The sequence below is a fragment of the Paraburkholderia sp. GW821-FHT02A12 genome, from assembly GCF_059422005.1.
In genome coordinates, this window is sequence record NZ_JBWKWA010000001.1 from 2,026,146 (window position 1) to 2,046,994 (window position 20,849).

Annotated in this window: 17 protein-coding genes and 1 pseudogene; 9 read left to right on the forward strand and 9 right to left on the reverse strand. The window is 62.5% G+C overall.

All coding sequences use genetic code 11. From position 1 onward, the window contains the following. Window positions 1-276 precede the first annotated feature (276 nt). The 6 genes and pseudogenes from AC07WT_RS09070 to AC07WT_RS09095 all read right to left on the reverse strand — a co-directional run bounded on the left by AC07WT_RS09070 (window position 277) and on the right by AC07WT_RS09095 (window position 7,752). Window positions 277-1,779: an adenylate/guanylate cyclase domain-containing protein gene (locus tag AC07WT_RS09070; RefSeq protein WP_494946811.1), complete on the reverse strand. Its 1,503-nt coding sequence runs from the start codon at window positions 1,777-1,779 to the stop codon at window positions 277-279. A 468-nt stretch (window positions 1,780-2,247) separates the two neighbouring features. Further along, on the reverse strand, window positions 2,248-3,318 hold the full coding sequence (locus AC07WT_RS09075) for a LacI family DNA-binding transcriptional regulator (protein WP_494946812.1): 1,071 nt from the start codon (window positions 3,316-3,318) through the stop codon (window positions 2,248-2,250). A 16-nt stretch (window positions 3,319-3,334) separates the two neighbouring features. Then, window positions 3,335-3,685, reverse strand: a pseudogene (locus AC07WT_RS09080) (RraA family protein); the annotation flags it as partial. Between the two features lie 17 nt (window positions 3,686-3,702). Beyond that, the gene (gene araD / locus AC07WT_RS09085; RefSeq protein WP_494946813.1) at window positions 3,703-5,505 is read right to left on the reverse strand and encodes an L-arabinonate dehydratase; all 1,803 of its coding nucleotides are present in this window, start codon (window positions 5,503-5,505) and stop codon (window positions 3,703-3,705) included. Between the two features lie 229 nt (window positions 5,506-5,734). Next, the gene (locus tag AC07WT_RS09090) at window positions 5,735-6,511 is read right to left on the reverse strand and encodes a maleate cis-trans isomerase family protein (RefSeq protein WP_494946814.1); all 777 of its coding nucleotides are present in this window, start codon (window positions 6,509-6,511) and stop codon (window positions 5,735-5,737) included. Beyond that, entirely contained in the window at window positions 6,508-7,752 is a 1,245-nt protein-coding gene (locus AC07WT_RS09095; RefSeq protein WP_494946815.1) for a D-amino acid dehydrogenase, read from the reverse strand. The genes AC07WT_RS09090 and AC07WT_RS09095 overlap by 4 nt, the downstream gene beginning before the upstream one ends. A gap of 522 nt (window positions 7,753-8,274) precedes the next feature. On the opposite strand from AC07WT_RS09095, the gene AC07WT_RS09100 reads away from it, so the two are divergent. The 6 genes from AC07WT_RS09100 to AC07WT_RS09125 all read left to right on the forward strand — a co-directional run bounded on the left by AC07WT_RS09100 (window position 8,275) and on the right by AC07WT_RS09125 (window position 15,134). Beyond that, entirely contained in the window at window positions 8,275-9,393 is a 1,119-nt protein-coding gene (locus tag AC07WT_RS09100; RefSeq protein WP_494946816.1) for a branched-chain amino acid ABC transporter substrate-binding protein, read from the forward strand. Window positions 9,394-9,418: 25 nt separating this feature from the next. After that, window positions 9,419-10,318 carry a branched-chain amino acid ABC transporter permease gene (locus AC07WT_RS09105; protein ID WP_492593364.1) on the forward strand — a complete coding sequence of 300 codons (900 nt, stop codon included), beginning with the start codon at window positions 9,419-9,421 and terminating at the stop codon, window positions 10,316-10,318. Between the two features lie 3 nt (window positions 10,319-10,321). Next, window positions 10,322-12,130, forward strand: coding sequence for a branched-chain amino acid ABC transporter ATP-binding protein/permease (locus AC07WT_RS09110; RefSeq protein ID WP_494946817.1), 1,809 nt, complete (start codon window positions 10,322-10,324; stop codon window positions 12,128-12,130). After that, entirely contained in the window at window positions 12,118-12,849 is a 732-nt protein-coding gene (locus tag AC07WT_RS09115; RefSeq protein WP_492593362.1) for an ABC transporter ATP-binding protein, read from the forward strand. The genes AC07WT_RS09110 and AC07WT_RS09115 overlap by 13 nt, the downstream gene beginning before the upstream one ends. A 346-nt stretch (window positions 12,850-13,195) precedes the next feature. Beyond that, the gene (locus AC07WT_RS09120; protein WP_494946818.1) at window positions 13,196-14,425 is read left to right on the forward strand and encodes a S53 family peptidase; all 1,230 of its coding nucleotides are present in this window, start codon (window positions 13,196-13,198) and stop codon (window positions 14,423-14,425) included. A 277-nt stretch (window positions 14,426-14,702) separates the two neighbouring features. Continuing rightward, window positions 14,703-15,134, forward strand: a complete 432-nt coding sequence (locus AC07WT_RS09125) for a GNAT family N-acetyltransferase (protein ID WP_492593360.1) — start codon at window positions 14,703-14,705, stop codon at window positions 15,132-15,134. A 92-nt stretch (window positions 15,135-15,226) separates the two neighbouring features. On the opposite strand, the gene bla is transcribed toward AC07WT_RS09125, so the two are convergent. Then, on the reverse strand, window positions 15,227-16,237 hold the full coding sequence (gene bla / locus AC07WT_RS09130) for a class A beta-lactamase (RefSeq protein ID WP_494946819.1): 1,011 nt from the start codon (window positions 16,235-16,237) through the stop codon (window positions 15,227-15,229). 235 nt (window positions 16,238-16,472) lie between these two features. Here bla and AC07WT_RS09135 point away from each other — a divergent pair, with 235 nt between their 5' ends. Continuing rightward, complete coding sequence (locus AC07WT_RS09135) at window positions 16,473-17,345, forward strand: endonuclease/exonuclease/phosphatase family protein (protein WP_494946820.1); 873 nt, start codon at window positions 16,473-16,475, stop codon at window positions 17,343-17,345. A 12-nt stretch (window positions 17,346-17,357) separates the two neighbouring features. Here the strand turns inward: AC07WT_RS09135 and AC07WT_RS09140 are convergent, their stop codons facing one another. Then, window positions 17,358-18,134: an NAD(P)H-dependent oxidoreductase gene (locus tag AC07WT_RS09140; RefSeq protein WP_492593357.1), complete on the reverse strand. Its 777-nt coding sequence runs from the start codon at window positions 18,132-18,134 to the stop codon at window positions 17,358-17,360. Between the two features lie 85 nt (window positions 18,135-18,219). On the opposite strand from AC07WT_RS09140, the gene AC07WT_RS09145 reads away from it, so the two are divergent. Continuing rightward, entirely contained in the window at window positions 18,220-19,113 is an 894-nt protein-coding gene (locus tag AC07WT_RS09145) for a LysR family transcriptional regulator (RefSeq protein WP_494946821.1), read from the forward strand. A gap of 7 nt (window positions 19,114-19,120) precedes the next feature. Here AC07WT_RS09145 and AC07WT_RS09150 read toward each other — a convergent pair whose 3' ends face one another. After that, window positions 19,121-19,792, reverse strand: a complete 672-nt coding sequence (locus AC07WT_RS09150) for an NADPH-dependent F420 reductase (protein WP_494946822.1) — start codon at window positions 19,790-19,792, stop codon at window positions 19,121-19,123. 132 nt (window positions 19,793-19,924) lie between these two features. Here AC07WT_RS09150 and AC07WT_RS09155 point away from each other — a divergent pair, with 132 nt between their 5' ends. After that, window positions 19,925-20,821 carry a LysR family transcriptional regulator gene (locus AC07WT_RS09155; protein WP_494946823.1) on the forward strand — a complete coding sequence of 299 codons (897 nt, stop codon included), beginning with the start codon at window positions 19,925-19,927 and terminating at the stop codon, window positions 20,819-20,821. Window positions 20,822-20,849: the final 28 nt, after the last annotated feature.

Consider the following 20,849-nt stretch of genomic DNA (forward strand, 5'->3'; position numbering starts at 1 on the left):
CCGCGCCCTCGAGAAAACATCTTGGTCCGAGCGTCAAATCAGCTCACCAGCAGGGCGTGGAGATTTCTGCCACGCGTTCTGATCCGGGGAAATGACGCCCGACGTTGACAGGTAGGGCGCACGGCGCCTTCGCGTGGGGGCTGCTGCAGGGAGGACCCGATGGCGCACACATCGCACTGCGCGAGTTTTGACTCGATCCCGTGCGGCGGAGACGAGCATCCCGTTTTGCAAGCTGCCGTGGGAGAAGCGCCGAGTGCCGGGCAATATCTCGAAGTGTCAGGCCCGAGGCATCTGCACCGCCTTGGACAGCACGCGGACGGGCACTGGGTCATTGTGGCCTCGCAGACGTGCGGTAAGCTCCGGCAGGCCTGAGGCCGAAACGCCGGCATGCTGGAACACCTGTTCCGAGACAATAGCCTCGCAATCGATCTCTCTTGTCAATTGCTCAAGTCGCGAGGCTACGTTCAACGGGTCACCAATCGCCGTAAACGTCACATGCTCGCGAAAACCAATCTCACCCATGACAGCCCGGCCGCAATGCAATCCAATGCCGAACCGGATCGGCGTTTGCAGTTGCTGCTCCAGCGCAGCATTGAGTTCGTCGATATTGGCGGCCACCAGCGGCACCGCGCTGAGCGCCTGGCGACAAGCAGCGGCCGGCTCGCTGCGTAAGCCAAAGATCGCGAGCACAGCGTCCCCCAGGAACTGGTTTGGCAGGCCTCCCGCCTGGACCACTGCGGCGCAGACCGCACTCAGGAAGCGACTGACCACGAATATGCTGTCGAATGGTAATTGTGCCGCCGCAAGCTGTGTGGAATTCCGCATGTCCACGAACATGAACGCCGCGAATCGCTCTTGCGGCATGACGTCGCGCTGGCGCCGTTGCAGAAAGGCCGTGGATGCGCCCGGCGGCACCAGCGGCCATACAGAGAGATCATGGGTCGGCCGCAACTGGCAAGCGAGGCGCACTGTCTGTGAGTCAGCGCCCAGCCGCTCCAGAACACGCCGCTCCGCCTCGGCCGGCACCGGCAACGGCACATTGCTGAGCACGCGCACCCGGCACAACGTACATCGGGCTCGGCCACCGCATGTGCTGGCATGGGGAACGCCGGCCATGCGGCTAGCCTCCAGCACCGAAAATCCGAGCGGCACGAATACCTTTCGCCCGTCTGGATACAGAATGCAGAGCCGCCCGGCACGACGCTCCCGCACCGTGCGCACCAGCCGCGCTGCGAGTACCAGCAGAAGCGCGCCACCATCGAAGAGCAAAAAATCGTTGCGCAGATTGGCGAGCCAGAGGTTTTGCCGTTCCGTCCCGATGATCGTTGGCCGAATCGCCGCGGCGCGCCAGACAGGATCCTGCGCAAGCGCGAACACTTCCCGCCCGCCCTGAAGATAGCCTAGCAGCGCCAGCACCGGGAGCAGCACGGCGACGCTCAGCAGCACGCTGCGCCACGCCCCAAACCATGGTTTCAACCGCAACCAGAACCAGAGTCCGAAACATCCATGCAGCCACGCGACCACTAACAGCATCAGCTGCGCACGGCCGAAGAACGGCGAAGCGATCCAGAACGAATACAGCAACTGCGCGTAACCCTTGTTCAGGCCGAACTCGGCAAACGCCACGCGCGTATTCGCGAGATGGTTGGCTAGCAGGGGTGGTATGCATAGGCCGAGGACGAGCTGCGTCACCTCAGCCGGATTCCAATGCAAGGAACGCCGCTCATACAGGGCCCACAGACCCAGGAAGAAATGCGTCACCAGCGCGCTGTACAGCACGCTCGTTCCAAACCATCCTTGCCAGATGAACTTCTGCACAAGCAGATCACGCTCCAGCCACGCGAGCGAGATATTCCCCAGCGAGTGATTCAGGAGGTGCGAGCCCACGTAGGTGAACAGCACCAGTCCGGTGGTCAGCCGGACCGATCGCACTCCCGCCGGCCGCAAGCTTTGAAAGCTGGGAAAGCGCGACATGCTCTACACTCCTCCGTCTCGATCAGAGGCATTTCGGTGAGAGACCGACTGGCAATCTCTCACCGAGGTCGTCATAGTGCGCGTTTGGTCATGCATCCACCGACTTGATGCCAAGGTCGAGAAGCATTTTCACACACTGCCAGTTCGCATTCATCCTGCTGGCGACGCCCACCCTCGCGGTCGGACATGTAAACGTCCCTGAGGCACAGCCCGACCTGGGCAGCAGTGATCCGACCGGCCTCGACACCCTCGGAAAGCGCCTGCATGCTGCTTTCAGGTCGTTTCGCGTTCGACGATATGAAAACCCACATCGGTCACCCTGGTCTTGTCGTTGCCCGCCAGCCGGTCTAGCAGGCAACGCGCGGCCGTGCGTCCGATGCGCGTGCCGTCCACCCGCACCGTGGTCAATTGCGGCGTGGTTTCAGTGGCGAATTCGAGGTCGCCGAAGCCGCAGATCGACAACTGCGACGGCACGTCCAGCCCAAGACGCCTGGCCGCGCCGAGCACGCCGATCGCCAGCAGATCAGAGCCGCAGAACACAGCGTCCAGATGCGGCGCCTGTTCGATCAGCGTCGGCAACGCGGCCTTGCCGACGGCCACCGAACTTGGCGGCGACACCAGCACTTCGGCGATCTCGTGGATGCCGGCCTGAGCCAGCCGCTCGCGAAAACCGTCGCGGCGCGCGAGTGCGCGGTCGTCGTTAGCGGAGACCAGGCCGGGCGCGCGCACATTGCGTTGCAAAAAATGCTCGGCCACCGCCACGCCGATCTGATAGTGCGAAAAGCCAACCAGCATGTCGATCGGAGTCTCGGTCATGTCCCACGTTTCGACGATCGGCAAGCCCACGTTGCGCAATCGCTCGCGCAAGGATTGGGTATGCGCGACACCGGTCAGCAACACGCCCTCGGGGCGCCGGCTCAGCACCGCGTCGAGCAGCGCCTCCTCACTCGAATCGCTGTAGCCGCTCAGGGCCAGCAGCACCTGATAGCCGGCGCGCGTCATCGTCTCGCTGAACACCTGGATCGTTTCCGAAAAGAGCGAGTGAGCGATAGTCGGCACGATGGCCGCGATCAGCCGCGAGCGCGATGACGACAAGCCGCCGGCCAGGCGATTGGGCACATAACCGAGCTTCTGCACGACCTGCCTCACCCGTTCGAGCGTTTCGGGCGCGACCGTCTCCGGGCTGTTGAATACACGCGACACCGTAATCGGCGCGACGCCGGCCAACGCGGCGACATCGGTGATGCGCAGGCCCTTGGGGCCGCCGCGCCGGCGCTTGGCGGGCGTGACCGTCGGCTCCGGCACGTCAGGCGCGGCCGCGGCGCTCGGCTTGTGATTCGGCATGATTCAGTAGCGGGAGAAGACGCAGTGCGAGAATCGAACCGACCGACGCAACGGCGCGCTCGCCGCGGCAGTCCTGCACCAGCACGCTGCCCGGCGGCGCCGTCTCGACGGCTTTACGCTGCGGATGGTCCGGATCCAGGAAGACGCCGACGTGATCGAGGTCTTCCCGTGCGGGAATGTTGCGTAGCGTGAACGCCGGGCCGACCACGTTCGGCGTACCCGGCGCCGGTTTGACGAGCGGCGCGACGCCTTGCAGGAAAACATTGCGCAGGCCGCGCTTGAAGAGTTGGGTCGTCAACGTGGCCGTGCTGACGTACCGGAGTTGTTCGAGCGTCGCTTCGCTGACGGGGATATCGGATGCGGCCATGACAGGCTCTGCACGAGTTAGTGGATTTCGGGCTCGGTGCGCTTCGTGGCCGACCCATCGTGGTCAGGCTGCCCGGTCAGAACGGCTGACGTTGCATGCGGCTGCGCGGCTGCTTTTACGGGCTCTTCAAGAAAGTCGAAGTCGCAGCCCTTGTTGGCCTGCGTCACGTGCAACTGATGCATGACGCCGAAGCCGCGCTCGAAAGGACGTTTCGGTGGCTGCCATGCGGCCTTGCGCGCGGCGAGTTCCGCATCGCTGACCTCGAGATGCAAGCGGCGCGCGTGCACGTCCATCTCGATCATGTCGCCGTCCTTAACGAGCGCGAGTGGTCCGCCGACGAACGATTCGGGCGCCACATGCAGCACGCACGCGCCGTAGCTCGTGCCGCTCATGCGCGCATCGGAAATGCGCAGCATGTCGCGCACGCCCTGCTTCAGCAACTTTTGCGGAATCGGCAACTGGCCCCACTCGGGCATGCCTGGCGCGCCGACCGGACCCGCGTGCTGCAGCACGATCACGGAATCGGCTGTGACCTCCAGCGCTTCCGAATCGATACGCGCGGCCATATCGGCGTAGTCCTTGAACACGACAGCGGGACCGCGGTGCTTCAGCAGATGCGCCTCCATCGCCGCCGGCTTGATCACGGCGCCGTCCGGCGCGAGATTGCCGGTCAGCACCGCAAGGCCGTCGCTCGCGACGAGCGGATTGCCGCGCCTGCGGATCACGTCGTCGTTGAAGATCTCCGCGCCCGCGATGTTTTCGCCGAGCGTCGAGCCGTTGACCGTCATCTGCGATCCGTCGATCAGCTCACCCAGTTCGACGAGCAGCGCGCGCAGACCGCCTGCATAGAAAAAGTCTTCCATCAGGTACTGGCCGGCCGGACGCAGATTGCCGATGACCGGCGTGATGCGCGCCAGTTCGTCGAAGCGGGCCGTGGTCAGATCGATGCCGGCGCGGCGCGCCACGGCCACCAGATGAACGATCGCGTTGGTCGAGCCCGACATCGCCAGCACGGTCGTGACGGCGTTGTCGAAGGACTTGGCGGTCAGGATGTCCGACGGTTTCTGATCGGTCCATACCATCTCCACGATCCGCTGGCCGGTGAGCGATGCGAATTGCGCGTGCCGCGAGTCGACTGCGGGGATCGACGAAAATCCGGACAAGGTCAGCCCGAGCGCTTCGGCGGCGCTCGTCATCGTGGACGCCGTGCCCATCGTCATGCAGTGACCGGGCGAGCGCGCGATGCCGCTCTCGATGCCCTCCCACTCCTCTTCCGTGATCTTGCCGGCCCGCAATTCAGCCCAGTATTTCCAGGTGTCCGAACCGCTACCCAGCGTGCGGCCGTTCCAGTTGCCGCGCAGCATCGGGCCGGCCGGCAGAAAGATCGTCGGCAGATTCATGCTGATCGCGCCCATCAGCAAGCCGGGCGTGGTCTTGTCGCAGCCGCCCATCAGTACGCAACCGTCGAACTGATAAGACTTCAGCAACTCCTCCGTCTCCATCGCGAGGAAGTTGCGATAGAGCATGGTGGTCGGTTTCTGGAATGGTTCGGCGAGCGTCATCACCGGCATTTCGACCGGAAAGCCTCCGGCCTGCCAGATGCCCCGCTTCACTTCTTCCGCGCGCTGCTTGAAATGCGTATGGCAGGAGTTGATCTCGCTCCACGTGTTGACGACGGCGATCACCGGCTTGCCCATGTAATCCGACGCGTGATACCCCATTTGCGCCGTGCGGGAACGGTGGCCGAACGAGCGGAGGTCATTCACGCCGTACCAGCGATAGCTGCGAAGCTGCTCAGGTGTTTTGCGGTTCGATGACACTGATTTCTCCGTGGTAGCGCTACCATCGTGCCGTGCAGGCCGAACCCGCAACGGTCTGTTCAATGCCGCCGAGGGTAGCGATACCATCGGCGCGCGTCGTTAAGGGATTTCACCAGGATGGTGGCAACAGCTTACGGCTACGATTTGCAAACCCGCTGCATGAACGCTGCATGAACACGAGGATAACCAGCCGTTCTGATTGCTCCCGGGTCACGCGCCTGATCTACGATCAAAGCGCGAACAAGCTCCCCAGATGAGGCTCGCAATCCTCCACACCTGCGAGGCGCAACGCGTGCCAGGCCATCGCGAAGTTGCTCGATATCACTGGCTTGCCGATCCTTGCCTCGAGTTCTGGAATGAGCCCGGCGATGCGCAAGCTCGTGCAAGACACGAAAACGGCGTCCACGTCGGCGTTCTGTGCAAGGTGCTCGACGGCGGCTCGCAGAGACGCCGCGTCAATCCGCGCAACTTCGTTATCGTTCGCATGCTCGAATGACGCCATCCGCGTGACTCCGACACCCCGCGCCTCGATGTAGTCGCGCATGGTGTTATTGATTGCGCGCACATAGGGCGTCAGCAGTGCGGCTCGCCGCACGCCGAGCGCGCGCAACGCCGTGAGCGCAGCGGTGATGGGCGTGGTGCAGGCGACGCCGGGACGTGCTTCGCGGATGCGCGCGAACACATTTTCCTCGCCGATCACCATCGATGCCGACGTGCAGCCAAACGCCACGACGTCGATCCGCTCGCCAGGGCGAATCAGCGCCACCGCCGCTGCAATGCGGGAGTCCATTTCCATCAGTCGTTCGGGCGTGATGTCCGCCGAGTTGTACACCCGGCTTTCGTAGAACGCCACGCCGTCCTGCGTCAGCAGCTTGCGCCATTCGTGTTCGATCGTATGATCGGTGGCGAGCACCACGAGGCCAATGGCGGCACGCCAGCAGATGCCGTCGTCCAGCACGAAATCGAGTTTTGCGTAGGCATCGCCCTGCAGTGCACCAGTGCTCATTTCAGTGTCATCCCTGTCATGTCGATCTCGGGTTGGCGACCGGTCATGATGTCGGCCAGCAGTTTCGCGGTGCCGCACGACATCGTCCACCCCATGTGTCCGTGACCGGTGTTCAGATACAGGTTCCTGTGACGCGTGCGGCCGATCAACGGCGTACCCTCCGGCGTCATCGGGCGCAGACCGGCCCAGTAGGACGGACTGTCATAGTCGGCGCCGCCGGGGAACAGCTCGCGTGCGGCCTGCCGCATGGTCGTGAAGTCGGCGGGTGTGTGGCGGGTGTCATAGCCGGCGAATTCCGCAGTTGCAGTAAAGCGCAGCCGCCGGCCAAAACGCGCCCACGCCACGAGGTTGTTCTCATCGACGCCGCCAAGATCCGGCGCACGGTGATCCGGCCCGATCGGGAAAGTGGCCGAGTAGCCCTTTACCGGATACACCGGTAGCCGATAACCCAAGCGACGCGCAAGAATTGGCGACCAGGAACCGAGCGCCAGGACGAACTCGTCACCTTGCACGAGTCCCGCCGGCGTATGCACGCCGACTATCTGGTCGCCTGACGCCTCGATTGCGCTGATCGGCGTGTCGAATTCGAAACGCACGCCAAGGCCTTCGCACGCCGTCTTCAAGGCGCGGGTGAAAAGGTGCGCATCGCCGCTTTCGTCGGTTGGGCAATAGATTGCTCCGGCAATCCTGTCACGCGCAGCGCCAAGCGCGGGTTCCTGTGCGACGACCTGTGCCGCATCGAGCGTTTTGAGCGGCAGGCCGTTGTCCTTGAGGATCGACATGTTCTGCGCGCCTCGCGCAAAAGATGCTTCGTCGCGATAGAGATATAACAGGCCGCGGCTGATGCGGTCGTATTGCAGGTTCTCGGCGGCGGTCAGCCGTTGCAGTTGCGTCTGCGCGTAGCGGCAGAGCGTGACCTTGCGCGTCGTGTTCACCCGGGAGCGCTCCGCCGTGCAGTTTCGCAGGAACTGGAGGCACCAGATCCACATGCGCGGGTCCGCGTTGAGCTTCAGGCGCAGCGCCTGCCCTTCGACGAAGAGCGACTTCAGCAGGATTTTCGGCGCACGCGGAGAGGCCCATGTATACGAATGTCCCGGCGCAACCAACCCAGCGTTGGCAAAACTGGTCTCGAGCGCGACGTCCGGCTGGCGGTCGATCACCGTGACCTCGCGGCCCTCTTTCGCGAGGTACCAGGCGGCCGTGACGCCTGCGATTCCGCCCCCCAGCACTATGCTTTTCATGCGTGACTCCCATGCAAAGCTGTCGGCTGGAGTTAGCGTGTCGACCAGAGTTGGCGCTTTAGCGCTTACTCTGGTCCCATAGCGCTTACTCCAGCCCCATAGCGCGTTACTCCGATCCCATGCAGAGCACTTACTCCAGCCCCATGCAGAGCTGTCGGCCGGAGTTAGCGCTTTAGCGCTTACTCCGGTCCCATGCAAAGCAGCTAGCCGTTCAAATATAGCGCTGCCGACACGTTGGATGGTGGTTTATACGCGGATACCCTATCCCGTCCGATGTGCGTCGAGACCTATTATGAAAGGATCACTTTCGTCGCGGCGCTGCGATGAGCCTGCCAGACAAGCCATTGATCCAGCACGCACGTTTTCGTCCGCTTTCTGATGTCACCGGTCTATCCGCGTGGCGGATCGCTTCGATCCCTTTCACAATAAGGAGTGACTAACATGATTGCTCGGAAGAATGGCACGCCCGACGCAGTTCGCGTTTTGCGGCGAACAACCATCGCGGCCATGGCCGCTCTGGCCGTGCTCGCCGGCACGATCCCCGGTTTGGCGCGAAGCCAGGGCGCCACGCTCAAGATCGGCGTGCCCGTGCCGCTGTCGGGCAGCAGCGCCAATGCCGGCCAGGACATCGTCAACGGCGCCAAGCTGGCCGCCGCCAAAATCAATGCGGCCGGCGGCGTGCTCGGCAAGCAGATCGAGCTAGTGCCGGAAGACGACGCCTGCGACGCGCAAACGGCGGTACAGGCGGCGCAGAAACTTGTCGATGCAGGCGTCGTTGCAGTGGCCGGCGGCTACTGCTCCAGCGCGGCGCTGCCGGAATTGACGACATTTCACCGCGTCGGCATTCCCTACGTGATGGACGCATCGACCAATCCCAAGCTGACCGAGATGGGCTACGCGAACGTGTTCCGCACGATCGGCCGTGACGACGAGCAGGGTCCGTTTGCGGCCAGCTTCATCAAGAACTTCCTGCACGCGAAACGTGCGGCGGTCATCAACGACAACACGACCTATTCCAAGGGCCTCGCCGACAACACGGTGGAAGCCCTGAAGAAGAACGGCGTCGATGTCGTCTATGACGATGCGATCACGCCCGGCCAGATGGACTACTCGCCCACGCTGACCCATGTTGCCTCACTGAAGCCGGACGTCATTTATTACACTGGCTATTTCGCCGAAGCCGGCCTGATGGTGAAGGAGGCGCGACAGCTGGGCCTGAAGATGACGCTGATGGGCGGCGACGCCACCAACGACCCCACACTGATGAAAACAGCCGGCCCCGCGGCCGACGACATGGTCATCACCACAGCGCCGCTGGCGCAGTTCCTGAGCGCCGCGCACGGCTATGTCGACGACTATACGAAGGCCTACGGACAAGCGCCCGGCCCCTATTCCGTCTACGAATACGATGCCGTCGGGGTCACCGCAACAGCGATCGCGAACGCAAAATCGACGGCGCCCGCGGCGATCAGTGCTGCCCTGCACAAGATCTCGGGTTACCAGGGCGTGACCGGGACGATCGGCTTCAATCCGAAAGGTGACCGCAGCAACGCGGTGTATATCGTCATCATCGTGCGCGGCGGCAATTTCACGCCCTACCAGCGGCTCGATGCAGGCGGACACTGGGTGGCGATGAAGTAGGCTCTGTCGCGCGCTGCGCCCGGCCATGAGCACCTTCTTCCAGTTCGTCGTCGAGGGGCTGACCACCGGCTCTTTCTATGCCCTCGTCGCCCTCGGCTACACGATGGTCTACGGGATTATCCGGCTGATCAACTTCGCTCACGGCGACTTGTTCATGGTTGGTGCGTTCGTCGGTTGGACCGCTTTGACCGTGCTGGCCGCGGCGCACCTGCCGCTCGCCCTGGCGTTGCTGATTGCTCTCGTCGCCTCGATGGCGGTCACCGGCGCCCTTGGCCTCGCCATCGAGCGGCTGGCCTACCAGCCGCTGTTGCGCGCGCCGCGGCTGTCGATTCTGATCACGGCGCTCGGCGTTTCTCTCGCGCTGGAGAACGGCGTGCTGCTGCTCTACGGCGCCGGCTTCGACACCTATCCGCATGTGCTCAGCCAGACAGGATTCGATCTGCTCGGCGTGCGGGTCAGCTTCACACAGATAGGCATCATCGTGGCGAGCCTCGCGCTGATGCTGGCGCTGTATTTCTTCGTCCATCACACCTTCCTCGGCACGGCAATGCGCGCGCTGGCGATCGATCAGGACGCGGCACGTCTGATGGGCATCAATGTCGAGCGGCTGATCCAGCTGACCTTCCTGCTAGGTTCGGTGCTGGCCGCCGTGGCAGGTGTCATGGAGGGGCTCTACTACACGCAGATCAATTTCTTCATGGGCTTCGTGCTGGGTCTTCGTGCTTTCACCGCCGCCGTTCTCGGCGGCATCGGCAACATTCCTGGTGCGATGGCCGGCGGCATCCTGATCGGCCTGCTCGAGGCCTTCGGCGCCGGCTATGTCTCGTCGCAGTGGACCGATGTGCTGGTGTTCGGCGTGCTGATCGGTGTGCTCGTGATCAAGCCGACTGGCTTGTTCGGCGAACGCGTCGTCGAGAGAATGTAGACCATGGGCGCGCCGCAAGCTTCAGCGCGTTGGCGCCGCCCTGCGGCCGGCGCAGGTCTTCTTGTCGCCGCCGTGGCGCTGCCGGCTGTCGCCAGCAGCTATATCGTCGATGTCGGCCTGACCATCGCCACCTATTCGATCCTCGGCCTCGGGCTGAATATCGTGGTCGGTTATGCAGGGCTGCTGGATCTGGGCTATGCAGCCTTCTTTGCAATCGGTGCCTACACGACGGCGCTGCTGGAAACACTGCTGCACTTCTCGTTCTGGGAAACGCTGCCGTTCAGCCTTGCGTTTGCCGGCGCTTCGGGCATCGTCATTGGCTACCCGACACTGCGGCTGCGCAGCGACTACCTGGCGATCGTCACGCTTGGCTTCGGCGAGATCACGCGCATCATTGCCACCAACCTTCGGATTACAGGCGGCCCGAACGGCATCTACGGTATCGACAGCCCCAGCCTGTTCGGTTACGAGATCAGTTCGCCCCATGCGGTCTACGAACTGGGCATCGCGTTCCTCGTGCTGGTGCTCGGGTTCGCGATCCGGCTCGGCCAGTCGCGGCTCGGCCGCGCCTGGACCAGCATCCGCGAGGACGAGGCGGCTGCCGAGGCCGTCGGCGTGCCGACGCTGCGCGTCAAACTGCTTGCCTATGTGATGGGCGCATTGATCGGCGGTTTTGGCGGCAGCCTGTTCGCTGCGCGTTTCGGGACGATCGACCCGACCGGCTTCACCTATCTGCAGTCCGTCACGATCCTGATCATCGTCGTGCTTGGCGGTCGAGGGAGCATTCCTGGCGTGATACTCGGCGCCGTCATCGTTGCCGGCCTGCCCGAGATGCTGCGTTTTCTCAACCTTTGGCGCATCTTCGGGTTCGCGATCGGGCTGGTGATCCTGATGCTGCTCCGGCCGCAAGGCCTGTGGCCGGCGCCACTGCGCCGCGTGGCGCCGCCACGCGAGGGCGCGGTCGCCGCAAAGCCCGCGCCCCGGGAGAGCGTCACCGATGCAATCCTGCTCGAGGTGCGCAACATGCAGCGCCGCTTTGGCGGGGTGCTGGCGGTCGGCGACGTCAGTTTCACGGTGCGCCGCGGTGAGATTCTCAGCCTGATCGGCCCGAACGGCGCCGGCAAGACCACAGTGTTCAATTGTCTTACCGGCGTGACCCGTCCGACCGGCGGTCAGGTTCTCTGGCGCGGCGCCTCGCTGGTTGGCGGAGCACCTCATCGCATCGTCCATCGCGGCATCGCGCGCACCTTCCAGGGCATCCGCCTGTTTGCCAACATGACTGCCTTCGAGAACGTGCTGATCGGCATGGATCATCGGCTCCGGGCTCAGTTGATCGCCGAGCTGCTCGCGCTATCCTCCGCTCGTTCCGAGGCGGAAAATCACGCGACAGAGGGCCTCGGCTGGCTCAGCTTCGTCGGCCTCGGCGCCCGGGCGGGCGAACGCGCGGCCGACCTGCCCTATGGCGACCAACGCCGGCTGGAGATCGCTCGTGCGCTCGCCAGCAACCCGCATCTCCTGTTGCTGGACGAGCCGGCAGCGGGAATGAATCCGACCGAGAAGCACGCACTGATGGAATTGATCCGGCGTATTCGGGATCTTGGCGTGACGGTGCTGCTGATCGAACACGACATGATGCTGGTGATGGGCGTGTCGGACCGGATCATCGTCATGGACCATGGCGTCATCATCGCCGAGGGTCCGCCAATCGAGATCCAGGCCGACCCGCGTGTGATCGACGCCTATCTCGGTACAGCCGGGATAGACGAAGCGGCCGACGATGCCGCCGGGGAGAAATCGCTGTGGGACTCCTAGAAATCCGCGATCTGCATGTGAGCTATGGGAACGTAGAGGTTCTGCATGGCATATCGCTGGATGTCGCGGAAGGTGAGATCGTGGCATTGCTCGGCAGCAACGGGGCGGGCAAGACCACTACACTACGCGCCATTTCCGGCCTGATTCGCCCACGTGCTGGACAGATCGTGATGGCCGGGCACACGCTCGCCGGACTGCGGGCTCACCAGATCGTGGCCCTGGGTCTCGGTCATGTGCCGGAAGGCCGTCGCATGTTCGGGGCGCTGACAGTCCAGGAAAATCTGCGGCTCGGCGGCTATCTGATCCGGGCCGACGGCGCCTTGCTGGAACAGCGGATGACCGAGGTCTATCAGACTTTCCCGCGGCTCGGAGAGCGACGCAGCCAGTTGGCGGGCACGCTCAGCGGTGGCGAACAGCAGATGCTGGCAATCGCGCGCGCCCTGATGCTGCGGCCACGTGTCGTCGTGCTGGACGAACCGTCCATGGGACTGGCGCCGAAGCTGGTCCGGGTGATCTTCGGCATGATTGCCGACATCTGCAACGAAGGCACCTCGATCCTTCTCGTCGAGCAGAACGCACGGCAGGCACTGCGCATCGCTCATCGTGCCTACGTGCTGGAAAGCGGCCGCATCGCGCTTGCCGGCCCTGCCAGGGATCTGGCGCAGGATAGCCGGGTTCGCGCAGCGTATCTGGGCGGCAGCGCCGGAGCGACAGAGTGACAAATCGCGTTGACACGCCCCATCCGGACAAGGTCGATGCCGATCTGTTTCTTCAATGAAGTGTTGGCGATTGCACAGAAAAAACTGGGTTCCCGGCGAACACTTCAGCGTGGACCACACCCTCATACAGCCTTGGTCTGGCCACACCATGCGCACATGCAACTGCGTGTGGCGGCCAACCTTCCTGAGTTCGGCATTCAAGCTGATCGAAGAGCCTGAGTGTCAGGCGACGGACCACCAATCGCAATCTTGCGATGTTCAATCTGCGCCTCGGCAACAAGCGGCTTGGCCGTAGTGTAGTCAGCCTGGAAGTCGGGGATCACACATGAAGTAAGGGAATCGAAAAATGAAAAATTTCCCCAAAGCCGGGTTTGCGGTTCTACTTGGCGCGTCAATCGGCTTCGCCATTCCAGCGACGGCTCAGCAGGATAGTCTGTCGGTTTCGTACACCGAAGGCATGCGTCCTCCCAAAGGCTATGCACGCCCGCCTTTTCACATAAAGCCGGGTGTCAGCACTGCCACGCCAATCGGTCTGGCACCCGCTACAGTGCGGCATGCCTATGGTTTTGACGAAATTTCCAATCAGGGTGAAGGCATGGTGATTGCCATCATCGATGCTTATGATCAGCCGAATATCGAATCTGACCTTGGCGTATTCAGCTCCACGTTCGGTCTGCCGTCATGCACGACTCCCAATGGCTGTTTCCGCAAGATATACGCGAGCAGCAGCAAACCGAGGACCGATGCCGGTTGGGCAATCGAAATGTCTCTTGATGTCGAGTGGGCACATGCGATTGCTCCCAAAGCAAAGATCTTGCTGGTTGAAGCAGCGACGAGTCGCTTCAGCGATCTGATGAAGGCAGTCGATGTGGCAATGCAGAATGGCGCATCGACGGTTTCCATGAGCTTCGGGGCGAGCGAATTCAGTTCGGAGACCACCTATGACAGTCATTTCAACAATAACAATCACCCTGGCGTGACCTTCCTGGCGTCGTCAGGGGATAGCGGTTACGGTTCTGAATACCCGGCTGCTTCGACATACGTCGTTGGTGTTGGCGGCACTACCCTTAATGTCGATCCGTACGGCAATTACATCGGCGAAACCGCGTGGAGCGGGAGTGGCGGCGGTCTTAGCGCCTATGAGACAGAACCGGCTGGCCAGGCTGCATGGCCGTTACCTTATGCTGGAAAGCGCGGCATTCCGGATGTCGCTTACAACGGCGATCCAAATACCGGATTCGCCGTCTATGACTCTGTCAGCTACCTCGGGCAATCAGGCTGGTTTAAAGTGGGCGGTACCAGTGCGGGAGCACCGCAATGGGCCGGACTATTTGCAATCGCCAATTCCATGCGCGTTGCCGCTGGAAAATTAAAACTTTCTGCCACCTATAACACACTCTATAGCATTGGCAAGACTGCCTACTACAACGCCTACAATGATGTCACGACTGGCAGCAATGGCAGTTGTGGCGCCATTTGCAACGCTTCAGGTGGTTATGATTATGTTACTGGATTCGGATCACCGCGCGCTGCTGGCGCTGCTGGGTTAGTGCAGAACCTGCTAAGCCAGCCTTGAACACCATGGTTCTTGTGGCGACGTCACGCGTGTGATTCGGTCGAGCGGGTGGTTCTCCGGCACCGTCCGCAAAGGGAGCCTCTGCCTGTCGGCGATCGGTGACACGCGGCGGCAAGCGTCGCCTTCCCGCTGTTACCGTTGTCGGCGGTCCAACTTACCGTCATTGGGCCTCTGGATCTATTGCGAACAGGAGAATAAATCGGAGCTGCGCAGAAAGGAAAGCAATTTAAATTGTGTGCAAAAATCGAGACTTTTCCAACGAGGACGGACCGAAACCATGACTGCAAATCGCCGCACCAGTCTGGATATCCGAAGACTTTCCCCAGCGCAATGGGCGCAAGCATTTCCCATCATCGCTCAATTACGCCCTCTGGATCTGGACGAGTTTCTGCGGCGAGCACGCCGGCAATCGTTTTCCGGCTACGAGCTTGTTGGAGCGTTTCAGGACAGCAAGCTCATTGGCGTAATCGGAATGAGGCCTGTCCATACGTTGGCGCGCGGGGCGCACTTGCACGTCGATGACCTTGTGGTCGACGCTCAGGCGCGCGGAAGCGGCGCAGGTCACGCCCTGCTGGAATATGCGCAAGCCGATGCGCGTGCTCGCGACATGACGGCGGTGTTTCTCGACGCGCGGCAGGAGGCGATTGCTTTCTATGAGCACGAGAGCTATGTGTTCCACCCCTCTCCCTCCATGAAGAAAGTTCTCTGATCCTCCTGGCTGCAAAACCGCAAGCAGACCGTCAGGCATATCGAAACCGTTTTTTCAATCCGGCTCGCCCCGCGCTTCGCTACTGGACTTCGCTACTGGACCAGGTTCGCAATGTCCCGGCCAAGATCGGCGTAAATCGCGTCCCTGGCGGGTTGCGAAGCGTGCGATGCCATGAGGAATGCCGCAACGATAATCGTATGTCCATCTCGTCCCGTTACGATGCCGATATCGTTATATGCTGCCGTCATTCCAGAGACGCTTTCCGATGTCCCGCATTTATCGGCCAGTCGGATACCGTCGGGAATGCCGTTTCTCAAACGACGAGGGACCGTTTGCGCATACAGCAGCCCAAGCAGGTATCGCGTCGACTCGGCAGAAAGCAACTGGCCCTGCCAGAGTGAGCGGAGAAAACTAACCGCGGCCTGCGGCGTCGTTCGGTTGCGCGGGTCGGCCAGATAAGCCGAGTAGCCGTCTCTCAGCCTCCGGTCACGCGCGGCGGCAGTCTCGTGTGCCGGCGGCGTGACGGCGGCACCGAGGTTATTGAAGATACTCGACACCGTCCCCTCGTCCATGTCGATGCGCATACCGGTGATGCCGTGCCCGGTCAGAAAAGCAGTCGCTACCTGCGGGCCGCCGATGAGCTTTACTAACGCGTCAGCGGCCGTATTATCGCTATGGCTCACCGCGTCCTCCAGCAACTGCCTCACGGTGAAAGACATTCGCTCACCTTTGAAATTGTCGCGGATGGCGCTCGCGCCGTTGCGCAGGTCTGCACGTGTCAAAGTCACGGTTTGATCCAGCGAGAGCCGACCACTCTCGATTTGATGGAGAACCGTCGCGCCAAGCGGCGCCTTGAAGACGCTCATCATCGGATACGCGCGGTCCGCGTTCACTTCCCAATGAGCGCCGCTCTGCAAGTCGACAACCGAAACACCCAGCACGCCAGGTTCCGCACGCTGGGCAAGCGCGTCGAGTCGACTCTGCATGCTCCTGGCCAGACTTGTTTCGACGCGCGGATTCAGGGTCTGCGTGGCCTCGCCGACTGGCGACAAGCAGGTCAAAACAGCTGAGACAGCCACTGCTAGCTTGCTCAATCTTTTCACGTCATATCCTCGTTGCAGATTGCTTGTTCTGAAGACGCGCTATTGACGGCGCGAAATGTAACTATGCACCTTGCGCGCATCATCAGGATAGACGGGGAAAGCTTATCTTCAGCTTAATAGCAGCCGGCTCGCTCGCAGCCACGCAAACCGCCTGTCGGCTCTTCTGCATGCATGGATTTATCCATCCGGCATTGCGGCAGTAAACTGGCAAGATGGTTTCGCCAAGGAGAACATCATGCGTCTCGTCGACTGGAACATTCAGTGGGGACGCGGTGTGGATGGCCGCGTCGACCTCGTTCGCATCGTGCGCGAGGCACGGGCGCTGTGCGATTTCGACATTCTGTGCCTGCAGGAAGTCACGCGCGGCTTTCATCGCGGGCCGGCGCAAGGCGGATTGGCTGGCGGCCCTTCTGCCGATCAGTTCGCCGAGCTTGCCGCATTGCTGCCGCACGCGACCGTGCTCGATGCGATCGGCTCCGATCTTCCGCCGCTCGGGGCCGCGCGAGATCGGCGCCAGTTCGGCAATGCGATCGTGAGCCGGCTGCCAGTCAGGCAAGTGCTGCGTCATTCGCTGCCTTGGCCCGCCGATCCCGCCGAACCGTCGATGCTGCGTGTCGCGCTCGAAGCAGTAATCGACACCGATGTCGGTCCGTTGCGCATCATCACGACGCATCTCGAGTTCTACTCCGAAGCACAACGGCTGGCGCAAGTGGCGAGGCTGCACGAAGTGCACAAGGAAGCATGCGACCATGCCCACCGTCCGGCAAAAGCGGAAAAGCCGGACAGTCCGTTTGCCGATACCGCGCGCCCAATGAGCGCCATCATATGCGGCGATTTCAACAGCGCGTTCGCAGACTCCGCCTATTGCAGGATGCTCGAGCCGATTGCCGGCGCGCCCGCCTTCGCCGACGCGTGGACCTGTGCGCACCCAAACGCCCCGCGCGCCGCGACAGTCGGTCTATACGATCACGAGCAATGGCCCGGCGGACCGTTCGCCTGCGATTTTGTCTTTGTCACCGAGGATCTGACGCCGCACATCGTTGCTTGCGACGTGGACCAGAATAGCCGCTCGTCCGATCATCAGCCGCTGTGGCTCGAGTTGCAGTGATCCGCGAAATTGCTACGCGATGTGTGCCGCGAAGCCGGTCCGATCCGGAGAAATATCGGCTCGCAACGTGAGTTCCGGAATCTCGTACGCGCCGGCATTCTGCGGGCGAAATGGGATTGGCTCGGTCTTCCTGAGATCGTCGAGACGCTGGCCGAGCGCGTCGCAAATCCTTGCAAATTTGGCTGCGTCAACCCGGCCGGTCCGATAGGTCACGAACGGCGGCAAGACGTCGAAGCCGGGGTAATACAGGATCCCATGCTGGATGGGGAACAAAATGTCGTCTATGGGGCCGTTGATACCGCGCGGGCCGTAATGCGACTCCCATCCGCCCGCAGTGACGATCAGCATCGCCCGTTTTCCTGCCAGCGTGCCTTCCCCATAGCGGTCGCCCCAGCGTGCGTCGGAGTGCTCTCCTACGCCATACGCGAAGCCATACGCATAGACGCGTTCCACCCAGCCTTTGAGGATCGCCGGCATCGAGAACCACCACAGCGGAAACTGCAGAATGAGCGCATCCGCCCACCGCAGCTTGTCCTGTTCGAGTGCGATGTCCTCGCTCTGCAAACCGTTCTCGAACGCATGCATGGACTCGAGGGATGGATCAAAGCGCTCGTCGGTCCGCCTGTCCGTGCTGTCGTCCGCATCGAGCGAGGCTTTCCACTTCATTGCATACAAATCGGAAACCTGGACGACGTGTCCGGCATCCTCGAGGCGTTTGACCGAAAAGTCCTTGAGCGAGCCGTTCAATGACTTCGGTTCGGGATGGGCATAGACGAGAAGAACATTCATGGTTGAACCTCCATTGCTAGAAGAGCGCAGGATAGGTTTTTGTCCGGTATATTGGAAATGAATTTCTGATATTTCAGGTATTAAGATGAATAATCTCAGGCGGCTGGACCTCAACCTGCTGGTAACGCTCGATGTTTTGCTCTCCGAACACAATGTGACCCGCGCAGCACAACGTCTGAACTTCTCTCAACCGTCGGTGAGCGTTCATCTCGCCAAGCTGAGGGATGTCCTCGGCGACCCGCTGCTGCTGCCCGGGCCGCGAGGAATGCGGCCCACAGCGAGGGCCGAGGCGTTGCGCGAACCTTTGCGGCAGGCACTGGATGCGCTCGAGCGCGCGGTATCGCCTGCCAGTCCTTTCGATCCGGCCGAGGCCGGTCATACGTGGCGTGTCGCCGCTGCCGACTACGGCGAATCGACAGTCCTGCTGCCGGCTTTGGCCGGCTTGCGCTCGGCGGCGCCGGGTACCCGGCTGGCGGTGCTGGAGATTGTTCCGTCACGCATCGCCAAACAGGCGGAACAGGGGGAGATCGATCTTGCCTTTCATACCAGCGAGGACGCGCCTGCCGGACTGCATCGGCGGGCGCTCTTCAAGGAACGGTATGTTCTGGCAGGCCGCGCAGGTCACCCGCGCCTGAAGCGCCGGCCAACGCTTGCGCAATTCTGTGCACTCGATCACGTGGTCGTGTCGCAGGATGGCGGAGGGTTTCGCGGCGTCACGGATCAAGTGCTCGCGGAGGCAGGCCTCGCGCGCCGCGTGGTGCTTTCCGTTCCGCACTTCCTGTTCATGCTGTCGGTCCTCGCGAGCACGGACCTCGTGGCGATGCTGCCTGCGCGCCTGGTTCGCGACAACAGTGCGCTGCGGGTAGTCGAGCCGCCTGTCGATATACCGGGCTACGAGATGGCTATGCTCTGGCATGAGCGCTCCCATCGCGACCCGGCGCATCAATGGCTGCGTGAGTACATCGCAAGCTCCGTGTGACGATTGCCTACTGTGCCGATCGCCGCCGCCACGACCCATGCGGCAACTCGACATCGCGCCGCGCCGCGGCCAGCCCTTCGGCGAGGCCCGCGCGGTCCAGCGGAATGCAGTACACCGGCTTGGCGCGCTCGAAGCGCCAACTCTCGGCGAGCGTGCCCGCATCGACAGGATCGAAACCGAACTCATCGAGCAGCGCGCTCACCACGCGCCTCGCCTCTTCGTCGTCGCCGGCGAACGGCAACGCGCGGCGCTTCGGCGTACCGGCCGGCTTGCCGTCCGTTTCCAGGTCCTTCGCGAGGATCGCGTTGAAGGCCTTGACCACTTTGGCGCCCGGCAACGCGGCGGCCATCATCTGACTGGTGGTGGTCGTGTGCTGGTCGAGCGCTTCGATGTGGCCGTCGTGCCCAGGGTAGTGGTTGCAGGTATCGATCACGATCTTGCCGTCGAGCGCCGCCGCCGGCAGCGCCTGAATATTCCTGAACGGCACGGCGACCACCACGACGTCGCCGAACTTCGCGGCGTCTTCAGCGGTGCCGAGCGCGCAGCCGAGCGCGGCGGCCGTACTGGTCAAGGTCAGCGGATCGCGGGAATTGCTGATCATCACCTCATGACCGCGGTTCCTTGCCAGGGTCGCCAATGCGCGGCCGATAAAGCCCGCGCCGAGAATGCCTATCTTCATTGCTCACACTCCATGAATGTCTGAGGGTCGCTCGGTCGAGCGCTTGCTCCTCGGTGAGCACACTATGATTCAAAACCTCAGCAAGATAAACGCGCATAATTTGCCGACTGTCGAAACCACAGGTGGGGAATAATGGATCGTTTGACCAGCATGGCTGTATTCGTAAAAACCGCCGACAGCGGCTCGTTCGCCGCGGCGGCGCTCGCGTTCGGCATCTCGTCGCAGATGGCGGGCAAGCATGTGAGCACGCTGGAAGAGCGCGTCGGTGCACGCCTGCTGAACCGCACGACGCGGCGTCAGAGCCTCACCGAAATCGGCCAGATCTTCTACGAACGCTGCAAAGCGCTGCTCGCCGACGCGGAAGCTGCGGAATCGGTCGCGCAGGATCTGTCGTCGTCGCCGCGCGGCCGTTTGCGCATCACGGCGCCGGTCACATTCGGCGCCTGCTGTCTCGCACCGCTGATTACGCGCTATCTGCAAGCCAACCCCGAAGTGCGGGTCGAGTTGTCGCTGACCGACCGCTTCGTCGATCTGATCGACGAGGGGTATGAGGCGGCGATTCGTTTGGGTTCGCTGTCGGATTCGTCGCTGATCGCGCGGCCGCTGATGCCCTACCGGCTAGTGGTGTGTGCGGCGCCCCGCTATCTGGCCGAGCGCGGCGTGCCGCAAACGCCGCAGGAGCTGGCGGACCACGAGTGCCTGAGCTTCGTCTATACCGCACAACCGGTCGACACCGAATGGCGTTTCAGCGACACGCACGGCGAACAGGCCGTGCCGATCTCGGGCCGCTTTCAGGCCAACGACATGAAGGCGCTGCAAGCCGCCGCGCTCAACGGCGGCGGCGTGATTCTCGGGCCCGAAGTGGCCGTGAGAGACGACCTCGCCGCGGGCCGGCTGGTGCGTGTGCTAGCCGACTACGAAGCGCCTGCGCGGCCCATGCAGCTGGTGTTTCCGGCGAGCCGCGCGACACCGAAATTGCGCGCGTTCATCGATCAGGTCGTGGCTGAATTCGGGCCGGATACGGTGTGAGGCGACGCGGCGAGGCGAGGCAAGGCCG

What these genes read in the sequence shown, in the direction of transcription:
- AC07WT_RS09095 (WP_494946815.1), bottom strand. Translation starts at nt 7,752, where the DNA reads ATGAAAAGCATAGTGCTGGGGGGCGGAATCGCAGGCGTCACGGCCGCC.
- AC07WT_RS09105 (WP_492593364.1), top strand. Translation starts at nt 9,419, where the DNA reads ATGAGCACCTTCTTCCAGTTCGTCGTCGAGGGGCTGACCACCGGCTCT.
- AC07WT_RS09150 (WP_494946822.1), bottom strand. Translation starts at nt 19,792, where the DNA reads ATGAAGATAGGCATTCTCGGCGCGGGCTTTATCGGCCGCGCATTGGCG.
- AC07WT_RS09075 (WP_494946812.1), bottom strand. Translation starts at nt 3,318, where the DNA reads ATGCCGAATCACAAGCCGAGCGCCGCGGCCGCGCCTGACGTGCCGGAG.
- AC07WT_RS09110 (WP_494946817.1), top strand. Translation starts at nt 10,322, where the DNA reads ATGGGCGCGCCGCAAGCTTCAGCGCGTTGGCGCCGCCCTGCGGCCGGC.
- AC07WT_RS09145 (WP_494946821.1), top strand. Translation starts at nt 18,220, where the DNA reads ATGAATAATCTCAGGCGGCTGGACCTCAACCTGCTGGTAACGCTCGAT.
- AC07WT_RS09120 (WP_494946818.1), top strand. Translation starts at nt 13,196, where the DNA reads ATGAAAAATTTCCCCAAAGCCGGGTTTGCGGTTCTACTTGGCGCGTCA.
- AC07WT_RS09135 (WP_494946820.1), top strand. Translation starts at nt 16,473, where the DNA reads ATGCGTCTCGTCGACTGGAACATTCAGTGGGGACGCGGTGTGGATGGC.
- AC07WT_RS09090 (WP_494946814.1), bottom strand. Translation starts at nt 6,511, where the DNA reads ATGAGCACTGGTGCACTGCAGGGCGATGCCTACGCAAAACTCGATTTC.
- AC07WT_RS09140 (WP_492593357.1), bottom strand. Translation starts at nt 18,134, where the DNA reads ATGAATGTTCTTCTCGTCTATGCCCATCCCGAACCGAAGTCATTGAAC.
- AC07WT_RS09125 (WP_492593360.1), top strand. Translation starts at nt 14,703, where the DNA reads ATGACTGCAAATCGCCGCACCAGTCTGGATATCCGAAGACTTTCCCCA.
- AC07WT_RS09155 (WP_494946823.1), top strand. Translation starts at nt 19,925, where the DNA reads ATGGATCGTTTGACCAGCATGGCTGTATTCGTAAAAACCGCCGACAGC.